The sequence below is a fragment of the Solitalea longa genome, from assembly GCF_002920915.1.
GTDB classification, from domain to species: domain Bacteria; phylum Bacteroidota; class Bacteroidia; order Sphingobacteriales; family Sphingobacteriaceae; genus Solitalea; species Solitalea longa.
Window position 1 is genome coordinate 498,733 of sequence record NZ_PQVF01000001.1, and the last position, 12,503, is coordinate 511,235.

Below are 12,503 nucleotides of genomic sequence, written 5' to 3' on the forward strand. Positions count from 1 at the left end.
ATAGCCACTTTCCCGTTTTTGTCTTATAAGTTATGAAAGTATAAATTCAACTGCTGCTGCAGAATGAATTAGCGTGGTATCAAAGATCGGTTTATTTACATCTTCCTGCTTAATGATCAACGGTATTTCAGTACAGCCTAAAATTATACCCTCCGCACCTTGCTTTATTAAGTGGTTTATGATCGAAATGTAACGCTGTTTCGTTTCCGGTTTTACAATGCCTTTTCCCAGCTCATAATAAATAGTATCCTGAATAAACTGGCGGTCATCGGCTTCAGGTATTAGCGCATCAATTGACTGCGCACAAAGTTTGCTTTTAAAAAAGTCGAGTTCCATGGTAAACCTGGTGCCAAGTAAACCGACTTTGGTAATGCTTTGTTGTTGTATTGCTTTAGCCGTTTCAGTAGCTATATGGATAACCGGTAGCCCAATTATTTGCTGCAGATCATCAGCGCTCTTATGCATGGTGTTAGCGCATAAAATGATTGCCTCCGCGCCGTTAAGTTTTAGTCCCAAGGAAGCTTGCACAATCATTTTTAATGTACTATCCCAATCGTTGTTATCATTATTCCTTTTGATATCAGCATAATTAAACGAATGGATCATACACTCGGCAAAGTTCAGTCCACCTAATTGCTGGTTTACTCCTTCATTGATCAAACGGTAATAATCAGCAGTTGAAACCCAGCTGATACCTCCTATTAATCCTAGTTTTTTCATTGGTGTATTTGGAGATGTATTGACTGTTTACAGAACCGGCAATTCAGTAATGAATTGCCGGCCAAATTTTTATATGAAATTAACGCTTATTTCTGAAACGCTAACACCGTTTTACGAATGATATCAACGCATTCCATTAGTTGAGCTTCATTCATTACCAATGGCGGTGCGAAACGGATGATATTGCCGTGAGTAGGTTTAGCCAATAAGCCATTTTCTTTCAGCTGAACACAAAGATCCCATGCTGTTGAGCTGTCTTCGGTGTCATTTACTACCACCGCATTCAATAAGCCTTTTCCTCTTACTAATACTAAAAGATCGGTTTCGTCAATCAGTTTTTGCATTTCGGCGCGGAACACTTTACCAAGCTTTTCAGCATTTTCAGCTAATTTTTCATCGGCAACTACTTCAAGAGCTGCCATCGCTACTTTGTTGGCTAATGGATTGCCGCCAAACGTAGAACCGTGTGTTCCCGGAGTAATTACATTCATAATGTCATCATTGCAAAATACTGCTGAAACTGGCAACACTCCACCGGAGATAGCCTTTCCAAGAATTAAAATGTCAGCATGAACATTCTCATGGTCGCAGGCAAGCAATTTACCGGTACGTGCAATTCCGGTTTGAACTTCATCAGCAATAAAAAGCACATTTTTCTCTTTACATAAAGCGGCTGCTTTTGAAAGATATCCTTCATCCGGAACAAAAACACCTGCTTCACCCTGAATAGGTTCAACTAAAAAACCGGCAATGTTAGGGTTTTCCAAAGCCTTGGCTAATGCATTCAGGTCGTTATATGGAATACTTATGAAACCTGACGGATAAGGCCCAAAGTTTTTGTTTGAGCCTGGGTCGCTTGAAAATGAAACAATGGTAGTAGTACGTCCATGGAAATTTTGTTCACAGACAATGATCTGAGCACCGTTTTCAGCAACACCTTTTTTCTCATAGGCCCATTTACGACAAATTTTTATAGCGGTTTCAACAGCTTCTGCTCCTGTATTCATGGGCAATACTTTATCGTAACCAAAATAGCTGGTTACAAACTTTTCGTATTCGCCTAAAGTGCTGTTATAAAATGCGCGGGAGGTTAGGGTGAGCTTTTGAGCTTGTTCAATTAAGACATTGATAATTTTAGGATGGCAGTGCCCCTGGTTTACCGCAGAGTATGCCGAAAGGAAATCAAAATAACGCTTACCGTCAACATCCCAAACATATACTCCTTCACCCTTGTCAAGTACAACAGGTAATGGATGATAGTTATGAGCCCCATATTTGTTTTCCAATTCTATCATTTCGGCTGATAGTGATCCTAAAATTGTTTCTGACATAATTGTATGAGTTGATGAGAGCTCAAATATAGCCTTATTTATATTGAACTAGTATACAATAAAACCGCGTTTCCAACTCACAAAGGCCATAAAATTGAAAAAGCCCGACAAAATCGGGCTTTAAATAATTTAAACTCATTTTTTGTTAAAACTTAATGAGCTGAATTTTTATCTTTTTTTGGAAAAATTAGCGAAGCGATAACACTTATGCTTAAAATCAATAGGATAATGATCAGGGAATGAGAGGTTTCAAATCCAATTTTATCCATAAAGTCATGGGCCAGCATCTTCACCCCAATAAATATTAATAATACCGATAAGCCGATTTTGAGGTAATGGAATTTGTGAATAATGTTAACCAACAGGAAGAACATAGACCGTAATCCTAGAATGGCAAAAATGTTAGAGAAGAATACAATGTAGGCATCCTTAGTAACTGCGAATATGGCCGGAATTGAATCAACCGCGAAAATAAGATCGGTGAACTCAATAACCAGTAATACTATAAATAGCGGGGTGACCAGGTTTTTGCCTTGTTTCTTTACGATGAAATGATTGCCTTCGTAGTGAGGCCAAACCGCAAAAACATGCTGGGCCCAACGTACCACTTTATGATTTTGCGTGTCAATTTTATCATCCTGTTTACGGTTCAAAAACATCATGACACCGGTATACACCAAAAAGGCTCCGAAAATGTATAAGATCCAACCAAACTTGGTTATTAAGGCCGCGCCAAGAAAAATGAAGATGAAGCGCATAATAACAGCGCCTAAAATCCCCCAGAATAAAACCCTGTGATATAACCTCTTTTCAACGCCAAAGGCGGTAAAAATGAGCACAATAACAAAGATGTTGTCTACTGAAAGTGCATATTCAACCACATAACCTGTAATAAATTCGAGGGAGAGGTTATGGCGATAGATATCAAGGCTTGCTGCAAAATCATTCGGAATAAGTTCGATCTGATGTTTGTTTAATCGAACTATTTCTTCCAAGCGGGCCATGTCTGTAATTCCATGAAGCAGTTCGCCTTTAAAATAAATAAGGGCATAAAAGCCAAGAGCTAAGGATATCCAGATAATGCTCATAATGAGCGCCTCTTTCATTTTTACCTCATGATCTTTTTTGTTGAACACTCCAAGGTCAAGGCTCAGCATGACAACAATAAACAGCAGGAAACTTCCGAAATAAATAAGTTCGTTCGACATGATCGTTAAAGGAAAGCGGGTTCGAAAAAGAAATCCCGAGTGAATACCAAAAAAATGTCCGGTAATATTAAAATGTCCGGCGCATATGGATTGTTAGCTTATTTTTTGCGTTCAGTTGTATAACGCACTAATTGTTCCAATGATTTCCGTTGTTCCGTTTCCGGGAACGAATTTAAGATCTCAAATGCTTCATCCTGGAACCTTAACATGGTTTGTTCAGCCATTTCAAGTCCGCCTGTTTTCTTTACAAAGCTGATGATCTCCTGCACTTTTTCGGCTTCCTCATTATGGTTTTTAACCAAATTGATAATGCGGCGTTTTTCCGTCTTGTCGCAACTCTTCAAGGCATAAATCAGCGGCAAGGTTACTTTTTTCTCTTTAATATCAATGCCCCTTGGTTTGCCTACGTCATCATAGCCAAAGTCAAAAAGGTCATCTTTTATCTGAAAAGCTATTCCGATCTTTTCACCAAACAGGCGCATACGCTCAATATCTTCGGTATTGGCTCCTGAAGAGGCGGCTCCGCATGAACAACAAGAGGCAATTAAAGAAGCCGTTTTTTGACGGATCACTTCAAAATAAATATCCTCTTCTATATCCATTCTACGAACCTTTTCTACCTGCAGCAATTCGCCTTCGCTCATTTCGCGAACAGCATTTGAAACTATTTCCAGCAGGTTAAAATCTTTATGCTCCACTGACAGGAGCAGGCCTTTTGAAAGAAGAAAATCACCTACAAGTACAGCGATCTTGTTTTTCCACAGCGCATTAATTGAAAAGAAGCCGCGACGTTCATGTGCATCATCAACCACATCATCATGAACAAGCGAGGCGGTATGCAGCAGTTCTACCAGTGCCGCTCCACGGTAAGTTGCTTCTGTTATTCCTCCGCATACTTTTGCCGAGAAAAACACAAACATGGGGCGCATTTGCTTGCCTTTGCGTTTGTAAATATAATGAGTGATGCGATCGAGCAAAGGAACTGAACTATGCATTGATTTTTTGAATTTCTCTTCAAAAAGATCAATTTCGACAGCTATGGGTTTTTTAATTTCGTCTAATGTAGGCATTCACGTTAATTGCTTTTGATGAGCAGCAATAACTCATTTAACGTTATAAAATGATGGCTATTGAGATCGCCGCCATCTGCTATTAACTTATTGAACTAAAGCTTTCGATCAGAAAAATGATATTTCTAAACTTCAAAATATCGGTCAGTTAAAATAAAAATCGAATGCGCTTTTATTTTGTTACCGCCAAATATACTTGATTAGCCCCTCATTCTTATAATTAAAAGTTACAAATTTCAATCAAAAAAATGTAAATAATTGAATTGCGAAAGTTGGTATTAAAGATTTAGGTGGATATATATAGATGGCTGAAAATCAGATAAGAATCTGATTCTTTATAAGTTATTAAGAAGATGTGTAGATAATTTAGTTGAATGCTGCCTGCGTTTCTAGGAGTCGGTGTAAACCGGAGTGGTTTTCCGGTAAATAAACAAAATAGCCCCGGGAAATTCCCCGAGGCTATTTTTGTTTTATGCCTGACCGTTTAACTTGGTCAATTCTCCTCTTAATGAGATGGAAAGCATTTTCTTCAGCTCATCAATTGGTTTATTTTGTGCCAGCACAAACATTAGTTTAGTGATGGCCGCCTCAAATGTCATGTCGTAACCATTTAATACGCCCATTGACGAAAGTTCGTCACTGGTTTCGTAATGACCCAGTTCAACAGTTCCTCCTAAACACTGCGAAATATCGAGGATGATAATTCCTTTGTTGATCGCCTCCCTTAAAACATTCAGAAATTCGGGGTTGGTGCTGGCATTTCCCGACCCAAAAGCTTCCATTACTACTGCTCTTAATCCCGGTGTATTTAACATTCCGCTTACAAATCGCGGATCCATTCCCGGAAACAGTTTAATGGAACCCACTGCAGTGTCGAAATACTTGTACACTTTTAAAGGCTTCTCAGGGTAGGGTAAAATGTATTTTTCGTTGTACTTCAGTCGGATACCGGCTTCAGCCAGTGAATGGTAGTTGGTGGAGGTAAAAGCCTGAAATTTTTCCGAATCAAATTTGGTGGAACGATTGCCACGATACAGCATGTAGTCAAAATAAATACACACTTCGGGCACCATTGGCAGTCCGTTTTCATTCTTTGCCGCAGCAATTTCGAGAGCAGTTAGCAAGTTCTCTTTAGCATCGGTCCTTAATTCACCAATTGGCAACTGCGCACCGGTGAAAACCACAGGTTTTGAGAGGTTTTCAAGTGCAAAACTTAATGCCGAAGCGGAGTAAGCCATTGTATCAGAACCGTGTAGGATCACAAATCCATCATACTTTTGATAATTATCTTCGATGATAACGGCTAACTCTATCCAAATTTCTGGTGTAACATTCGACGAATCGATAGTTGGGTTGAAAGAATGGACGGAAAAGTTGTAATTGAGTCTTTTAAGTTCTGGTACATTACTGGTGATATGGGAAAAATTGAATGGCTTAAGCGCACCCGTTTTAGGGTCGTTAATCATACCAATGGTTCCACCAGTATAAATAATCAGAATGTTGGTCATTATAGGTTAGGTCAAGTTTATTGATGAATTGGCAAATAAAGCTATTCCAGATTAAATTCCAAATATAGATTTAGAATTTTCAGTCGTTATTTTTGCCAATTTTACAATATCCATTTGATGAAGGTCGGCCACCTTGGTTGCAATATGCAACAGATAGCTGCTTTCATTTGGTTTGCCCCGGTACGGAACAGGAGGCAGATATGGCGCATCAGTTTCCAAAACCAAATATTTCGGATCAACTTGTGCCACGGTCTTATCTAATCCCGAGTTTTTGTAGGTGACCACCCCACCGATGCCCAAGTAAAAATTTAGATCGATTACGCGTTGCGCCTGTTCAATAGTTCCGGTAAAACAATGAAAAATGCCCCGAAGCTGTTCATCTTTTTCAGCCTCAAGAATTTCCAGTATTTCGTCAAATGCCTCACGGCAATGAATAACAATGGGCAAGCTCAGTTCTTTAGCCCAGTTGATCTGTGTTCTGAACGCTGATTTTTGCTGTTCAATATGCGTTTTGTCCCAATAAAGGTCAATTCCAATCTCACCGATCGCATATATTTTGTTTGAATCAATGGCTTGCTTGATAATGGTCAACTCTTCCTCGTAATTGTCTTTTACTGAACAGGGATGAAGGCCCATCATTGGAAAGCATTGTTCGGGATATTGCCTTGCCAGATCAAAAACCTGGGGAATGGTACCTGAATCAACATTAGGTAAAAATAATCGGGTAATGCCATTGTCAAATGCACGTTGTATGGCTTGTGCTCGTTCAGCGGCATCTTCAGGGGCGTAATATTGATGAGTGTGCGTATCAGTTAAAATCATTGTAATAAATAAACAGAACCTTTAAAACCGGGTCAATGTTCAATTAAACAAAAACTGCGAATGATTGTTCATTCGCAGTTTTTGTTAAGTTATTTTATATAAGTACTTATTTTGAAGCAGGAGCAGTTGCCGGTGCTTGTGCAGCAGCTGGAGCAGAAGCTGTCGCTTTAGCTGGTTTTACATCCAATACTTGTAAATCGAATACCAACGGGCTGTTTGGAGGAATAGGACCATTGCCCATTTCACCGTAAGCTAATTTAGCAGGGATGATGAAAGTAGCTGATTCACCTTTTTTCAATAATTGTAAGGCTTCAACCCAACCGTCAATTACCATTCCTTTTTGTACAGGTAATTCAAATGGTTGTTTGCGATCAACAGATGAATCAAATTTGGTTCCGTCTAATAATTTACCGGTATAATGTACTTTAACAGTATCACCAAGTTTAACAGGGGTGCCGGCAGGAGCAGGAACAGTTACTAAATAACGCAAACCAGAGTTAGTTTTGTTAAAGGCTAATTTGCTGTCAGCAACAAATTTGTCAACCGCTTTGGTAGCTTCAGCTTCCATCGCAACTTTTGTTTTAACATCAACAACTTTAACCACAAAAACTAAATAACTGCCCGATTTAATGAAAGGAGGCATTTTTTGCATCCCAAATTTAGGAGAGAAGATAGAGTCGGCTAAAATTTTAAATGAAGCACTGTCACCTTTGGTCAACATTTTAAAGGCATCCATCATATCGCCTTTGAACATTGATTTTTGAACGATAAACTCGTATGGACGACCCATTTTATAGGTGTTTAGCAATACTGAATCGCTATCGGTTTTATAGATCAGGTTTACTTTTACAAAGTCACCTTCTTTAATTTTCTCACCACTGTTTTCGTTATATATTTTATACAACAATCCTGAGTCACTTTTCTTGTAACCATCTTTGTTACAAGCGAACAATATAGCCGAAAGGGCTAATGCTACTACTGCAAATTTTACTTTCATTTGTATGTTTGTCTTTTACTTTTATACTTTGTGATTAAACGTTTAATAGTTCTTTATATTCCGGAAGTGCCGAAATAAATTTCTGCACGGTTTCTTCCAGTGATAAAGATGATTGTCCGCCTGCCGCATTGTGATGTCCACCACCTTCGAAGTATTTTTTAGCCACTTCATTTGCAGGGAATTCACCTTTTGAACGGAGTGAAAGCTTAACGATTTCGTTACGGTCAATAATTATGGCCGCGAATTTAATGTTATTGATCGAAAGCGCGTAATTTACAATTCCTTCCGTATCGCCCGAACTTACCTCATAATCCTGTAAATCCTGTTTGGTTAAGGCAATAAGCGCGGTTCTGTACTCCGGAAAAATCTGTAATTTATCTTTAAGACAATAGCCTAAGAAACGTGTTCTTTTTTCTGAATAGGTATCATAAACCAATTCATGAATACGCGCATTGTCGGCACCAACTTCAATTAAATCAGCAACTACACGATGCAGATGTGCTGTTACTGAACTAAATCTGAATGAACCCGAATCGGTCATGATTCCACAATACAGGCAGGAAGCAATTTGCTTGTTTAATAGCTCTTTGTCGCCCATTTGTACCATGAAGTCGTACACCAGCTCAGCAGTAGCACAGGCCCCTGCATTCCACAGTCGGTAATCATCAAAATTTTCCGGCTCCAGGTGATGATCGATCATCACTTTTTTGGCTTTGGAAGCACCTACAACCTCGCCCATGCCATTAATACGGCGCAAGCCGTTAAAATCTAAACAGAAAATAAAGTCGGCAGCAGCTATCAAGTGGTCCGATTCATCTTTCCGTTCGGTGTATACCAGCACCTCGCCATTACCTGGTAACCAGTGTAAAAAGAAAGGGTAGTCGGTAGGGGTGATTACATGTACATTATGTCCTTTAAGCAACAAGTAGTGATACAAACCTAATGATGAACCCATTGCATCGCCATCCGGCTTTGGATGTGTGGTAATAACAATATTTTTAGGGGTTTGTAAATGTGGCTTTATGGCCGTAATCGCTTGCATGTAATCAATTTAAAGAGGGCGAAGATAGGGATTTTATATAAATTTTCGAGTTGCGGATGACGGATTGGAAGGTATTCAATTGGACATCTGCAACTCGAAATTTAAGCATTATTTATTTTTTGGCTTGATACCAACCATTTCAACTTCAAACAATAAAATACTGTTTGCCGGAATGGAAGGGCCCATAGAGCGCTCACCATAGGCTAAGCCCGATGGAATTACCAATACACCTTTAGCACCTTTATTTAAAAATTGCAGACCTTCGTCCCAGCCGCTGATCACCATTTTTTTCCCAACAATAAATTCAAAAGGTTGATTTCTGTCGTAAGATGCATCGAATTTATTTCCGTTCAATAGTTTTCCGGTGTAATGAACGCTAATGGTATCACCTGCAACGGCATTCGGTCCTTCTCCATTTTGGGTAATTTGATAGCGCAAGCCACTAGGAGTTGTTTGAAGTGTTAATTTATTTGCTAGCGCATAGTCAGCAATGCTTTTCTCTTCAGTCGCTTTAAATTTAGCGGCCTTGGCTTTAGTTTCTGCTGCCATTTGCTGTGGAGTTTTTACATCTAAAACTTTAATGGTATAACACAATGACCGTTTTGAAGCCAAAAACGACGGACGCTGAGCAGTGGCCGGAGCGTTTTTAAATAGCAGATCGCTGCTAATTTTAAAAGTTGCACTGTCTCCTTTTGATAAGAGTGTAAGTGCATCCATCAGCTGCGCCTTATCAATAATAGTGTCCATTTTAACAAGTACTTCAAGCGGAGCCTTTTTGTAGGTGCTCTGCAGCAATGAATCCTTATCGGTTTTATAAATTAAATGAAACTTAACATAGTCACCGGCTTTGATCTTAACCTTATTGGGTGCTTTTGAAGTTTTAAGTATTTTATATTGAAGTCCGCGTTTGGTTTTTAAAAAATCGTTGGTGAACGCAAAAAGAGCAACGGTGCTTATCAGCAGGAAACTTAAAAGTTGTTTGGTTTTAATGGTCATAAAAAATACGTGAATGTATTACTATTTGTCTTTTGATTTAGAGGGGCTAAAATAAAAGATAAATTCTATCTTTGCGGCGAATTTTAAAAAAGGGTTGTGCTTTTTTATTTACCTGAAAAGCAGTACCTAAAACATTGCCCCAAAGGCAAGCCAATCAGTTTCATACATAATAAAATAATAAATAAAAGATGGCTACTAACAGAACCTTCACAATGATTAAGCCTGATGCGGTGGCAAATGGCCACGCAGGCGCAATTTTAGATCGTATTATTAAAGCTGGCTACAAAGTAGTGGCATTAAAATATACCAAGCTTTCGGCTGAAACTGCAGGTCAGTTTTATGCAGTACACAGCGAGCGTCCTTTTTACAATGATTTAGTAAGCTTTATGTCACAAGGTCCTATTTATGCGGCTATCTTAGAAAAAGATAACGCAATTGAAGACTTCCGTAAATTTATTGGTGCTACTGACCCGGCTAAAGCTGATGCAGGTACTATCCGCGCTGATTTCGCTAAATCTATTGACGCTAACGCCATTCACGGTTCTGATTCAGATGAGAATGCTGCTATTGAAGGTAATTTCTTCTTCTCTAACTTCGAGCGTTTCTAGTTAGCAATTGCTTATAAAATAAAGAGAGCATGACGGAAGTTATGCTCTCTTTATTTTTATAAGCTGTTATGAATGAGTTCGATTTATATTCTACTTAATAAACTCAATAACCTTTTCAATAGGTCGCCCAATAATGGCTTTATGGCCATCAATAATGATCGGGCGCTCCATCAGTTGAGGAATATCGATCATTGCCTGAATAACATCATCGTCATTTAAATCTTTGCCGGCGAATTGCTCTTTCCAAACCGTTTCTTTTGTGCGAACCAGTTCAATAGGTTTTATGCCTATTAGATCAACAATGTCTTTTAACTCATTGAAACTAAGTTTGTCATCGGCATATTTTAAAATTTCGGGGTTAATTCCGTTGTCTTCTAAGGTTTTCAGAACGTTTCGGCTGGTGCTGCAGCGTTGGTTATGTAGTATTTGCATAAATGATTGAATTGTTAAGCGGTTATAATGAACCAAGGGGGTGCACAGTGTTATATAGAGTTTAAATTGTTAGATTGTTAGATTGATAAATTGTTAAAGGGTTAAATTGATAAGATATCGCATCATCTACTCAGCGGAACTCTGTGGTTAAAATCTTATAAAAACACAACATCGTCAATCAGTCGGGTGCCTGATTTGTCATTCACTACTTCAACAATTTTGTCTTTGGCTCGGGTTAATTCATGCCGTAAAGCGGCAGAGTCTAAACGCACAAATAGTTTGCGGTTACGGATAAACAATTCGGAAGTGCGATTGGCAACCATTGGCCCCATGATGTCGGCCCATGACTGAACGATGTTTACTTCGTTGTATTTATCCTTTAATTTATAGGTTTCAAGCAATAAGTTTATCGCTTCCTTTAATGATTGCTCGTTGGTTTTCTTGAACATACTCCTTTGCTTGCTTCGGTTTAAATGTAAGGTAATTCTACTGAAGTTATTCACCTTTTGTCTGAAGATATTCTTCCATGTCTTTAATATGTCCGCCTTCAACAGCGCCTTTATCCACCTCAAAAATTTTAATGTCCATACCTATCTCACTGAACACTTTTTCAATACGTTCACGATTGGTGTCGGTAATAAATAACTGTCCAAAGTTATCCTGCACCACCATTTCCATTAATTTCTTAATCCGGAGATCGTCCAGCTTGTCGAAAATATCATCGAGCAAAAGCAAAGGCTTAAATCCTTTCATTTTGGTCAGATAGCTATACTGAGCCAGTTTTAAAGCGATCAGAAACGACTTTTGCTGTCCTTGCGAACCGAATTTTTTTAATGAATAACCGTGGATAGTAAACTCCAGTTCGTCTTTATGAATTCCAAAGCCGGTACGTTGCAATACCTTGTCTTTTTGGAAAGACCTGCTTAATCCTTCTTCAAATTCGCTTTCGTTCAATTGCGAAACATACTGGAGAGTAACCGTTTCAGCCTCATTGCTTAAATAGCGGTACTGCTCATTGAACGTAGGTGTGAACGATTCCAAAAAGGCTTTGCGCTTTTGGTAAATCTCTGAACCGGTAATTTTTAGCTGTTCGTCATAAATGGAAAGTAGATCCATGTCGAAATGGCCGCGTTCGGCAAACTGGCGGAGCAGGCTGTTTCTGTTCGTTAGGTTTTTATTGTAGAGAATAAGCGTGTCGAGGTATCGGTTATCGGTTTGCGAAATCACATTATCAATAAATTTGCGACGTTCTTCGCTGCCCTCTATCACCAAACTAATATCATAAGGCGATATCATTACCAATGGAAACTGGCCAATATGATCAGCCAAACGTGGATAATCCTTTTTATTTCGCTTAAACTGCTTTTTCTGATTTTTCTTAAGCCCGCAAAAGATCACTTCCTCCAGATCATTCTTCTCAAAACTTCCCTGCAGCATAAAGTAATCCTGTTCATACCGTATTTGCTGGCTGTCAACTGGGTTAAAATAGCTTTTACAAAGGGATAAGTAGTGAATGGCGTCGAGCAAGTTGGTTTTGCCGGCACCATTGTTACCCACAAAGCAATTCACTGCCGGATGAAAATCCAGTTCAGCTTCGGTATAATTTTTAAAATTGAGCAGCGTGAGCTTTTGCAGGTACATGCGCCAAAGTTAAACATCTGAAAGGTAATAAGAAGTTAACGGTAAAAAACAGCAGGGTCGACCAGAAATCAAGTCTATTAAATGATTTATAAACTACGCTGGGAAATGCTTTTAAAACAGTAAGACAA

13 protein-coding genes are annotated in these 12,503 nt (G+C 38.9%); 1 reads left to right on the forward strand and 12 read right to left on the reverse strand.

The window, feature by feature from the left end; all coding sequences use genetic code 11:
* Positions 1–30: 30 nt before the first annotated feature.
* The 9 genes from C3K47_RS02270 to C3K47_RS02310 form a co-directional block, all read right to left on the reverse strand.
* Positions 31–720, reverse strand: a complete 690-nt coding sequence (locus tag C3K47_RS02270) for an aspartate/glutamate racemase family protein (protein WP_103787446.1) — start codon at positions 718–720, stop codon at positions 31–33.
* An 86-nt stretch (positions 721–806) separates the two neighbouring features.
* Positions 807–2,051 carry an ornithine--oxo-acid transaminase gene (gene rocD, locus C3K47_RS02275; RefSeq protein WP_103787447.1) on the reverse strand — a complete coding sequence of 415 codons (1,245 nt, stop codon included), beginning with the start codon at positions 2,049–2,051 and terminating at the stop codon, positions 807–809.
* A gap of 152 nt (positions 2,052–2,203) precedes the next feature.
* On the reverse strand, positions 2,204–3,259 hold the full coding sequence (locus tag C3K47_RS02280; RefSeq protein WP_103787448.1) for a TerC/Alx family metal homeostasis membrane protein: 1,056 nt from the start codon (positions 3,257–3,259) through the stop codon (positions 2,204–2,206).
* Positions 3,260–3,357: 98 nt separating this feature from the next.
* Positions 3,358–4,329 carry a polyprenyl synthetase family protein gene (locus C3K47_RS02285; protein WP_103787449.1) on the reverse strand — a complete coding sequence of 324 codons (972 nt, stop codon included), beginning with the start codon at positions 4,327–4,329 and terminating at the stop codon, positions 3,358–3,360.
* Between the two features lie 470 nt (positions 4,330–4,799).
* Positions 4,800–5,837, reverse strand: coding sequence for an asparaginase (locus tag C3K47_RS02290; RefSeq protein WP_103787450.1), 1,038 nt, complete (start codon positions 5,835–5,837; stop codon positions 4,800–4,802).
* 51 nt (positions 5,838–5,888) lie between these two features.
* Positions 5,889–6,659 (reverse strand): TatD family hydrolase, encoded by a 771-nt coding sequence (locus C3K47_RS02295; protein WP_103787451.1) that lies wholly within the window; start codon positions 6,657–6,659, stop codon positions 5,889–5,891.
* A gap of 106 nt (positions 6,660–6,765) precedes the next feature.
* Positions 6,766–7,656 carry an FKBP-type peptidyl-prolyl cis-trans isomerase gene (locus C3K47_RS02300; protein WP_103787452.1) on the reverse strand — a complete coding sequence of 297 codons (891 nt, stop codon included), beginning with the start codon at positions 7,654–7,656 and terminating at the stop codon, positions 6,766–6,768.
* A 34-nt stretch (positions 7,657–7,690) separates the two neighbouring features.
* Positions 7,691–8,698, reverse strand: coding sequence for a DHH family phosphoesterase (locus C3K47_RS02305; RefSeq protein ID WP_103787453.1), 1,008 nt, complete (start codon positions 8,696–8,698; stop codon positions 7,691–7,693).
* A 108-nt stretch (positions 8,699–8,806) separates the two neighbouring features.
* Entirely contained in the window at positions 8,807–9,694 is an 888-nt protein-coding gene (locus C3K47_RS02310; protein WP_103787454.1) for an FKBP-type peptidyl-prolyl cis-trans isomerase, read from the reverse strand.
* Between the two features lie 188 nt (positions 9,695–9,882).
* Here C3K47_RS02310 and C3K47_RS02315 point away from each other — a divergent pair, with 188 nt between their 5' ends.
* Positions 9,883–10,302 (forward strand): nucleoside-diphosphate kinase, encoded by a 420-nt coding sequence (locus tag C3K47_RS02315; RefSeq protein ID WP_103787455.1) that lies wholly within the window; start codon positions 9,883–9,885, stop codon positions 10,300–10,302.
* 90 nt (positions 10,303–10,392) lie between these two features.
* On the opposite strand, the gene arsC is transcribed toward C3K47_RS02315, so the two are convergent.
* The 3 genes from arsC to recF all read right to left on the reverse strand — a co-directional run bounded on the left by arsC (position 10,393) and on the right by recF (position 12,375).
* Complete coding sequence (gene arsC, locus C3K47_RS02320) at positions 10,393–10,734, reverse strand: arsenate reductase (glutaredoxin) (protein WP_103787518.1); 342 nt, start codon at positions 10,732–10,734, stop codon at positions 10,393–10,395.
* 155 nt (positions 10,735–10,889) lie between these two features.
* Entirely contained in the window at positions 10,890–11,183 is a 294-nt protein-coding gene (locus C3K47_RS02325; protein WP_103787456.1) for a DUF721 domain-containing protein, read from the reverse strand.
* A gap of 46 nt (positions 11,184–11,229) precedes the next feature.
* On the reverse strand, positions 11,230–12,375 hold the full coding sequence (gene recF, locus C3K47_RS02330; RefSeq protein WP_103787457.1) for a DNA replication/repair protein RecF: 1,146 nt from the start codon (positions 12,373–12,375) through the stop codon (positions 11,230–11,232).
* Between the last annotated feature and the right edge of the window lie 128 nt (positions 12,376–12,503).

Bases quoted from the DNA above. Each gene is read 5' to 3' on its own strand.
- C3K47_RS02270 (WP_103787446.1), bottom strand. From the start codon at position 720: ATGAAAAAACTAGGATTAATAGGAGGTATCAGCTGGGTTTCAACTGCT.
- rocD (WP_103787447.1), bottom strand. From the start codon at position 2,051: ATGTCAGAAACAATTTTAGGATCACTATCAGCCGAAATGATAGAATTG.
- C3K47_RS02280 (WP_103787448.1), bottom strand. From the start codon at position 3,259: ATGTCGAACGAACTTATTTATTTCGGAAGTTTCCTGCTGTTTATTGTT.
- C3K47_RS02285 (WP_103787449.1), bottom strand. From the start codon at position 4,329: ATGCCTACATTAGACGAAATTAAAAAACCCATAGCTGTCGAAATTGAT.
- C3K47_RS02290 (WP_103787450.1), bottom strand. From the start codon at position 5,837: ATGACCAACATTCTGATTATTTATACTGGTGGAACCATTGGTATGATT.
- C3K47_RS02295 (WP_103787451.1), bottom strand. From the start codon at position 6,659: ATGATTTTAACTGATACGCACACTCATCAATATTACGCCCCTGAAGAT.
- C3K47_RS02300 (WP_103787452.1), bottom strand. From the start codon at position 7,656: ATGAAAGTAAAATTTGCAGTAGTAGCATTAGCCCTTTCGGCTATATTG.
- C3K47_RS02305 (WP_103787453.1), bottom strand. From the start codon at position 8,698: ATGCAAGCGATTACGGCCATAAAGCCACATTTACAAACCCCTAAAAAT.
- C3K47_RS02310 (WP_103787454.1), bottom strand. From the start codon at position 9,694: ATGACCATTAAAACCAAACAACTTTTAAGTTTCCTGCTGATAAGCACC.
- C3K47_RS02315 (WP_103787455.1), top strand. From the start codon at position 9,883: ATGGCTACTAACAGAACCTTCACAATGATTAAGCCTGATGCGGTGGCA.
- arsC (WP_103787518.1), bottom strand. From the start codon at position 10,734: ATGCAAATACTACATAACCAACGCTGCAGCACCAGCCGAAACGTTCTG.
- C3K47_RS02325 (WP_103787456.1), bottom strand. From the start codon at position 11,183: ATGTTCAAGAAAACCAACGAGCAATCATTAAAGGAAGCGATAAACTTA.
- recF (WP_103787457.1), bottom strand. From the start codon at position 12,375: ATGTACCTGCAAAAGCTCACGCTGCTCAATTTTAAAAATTATACCGAA.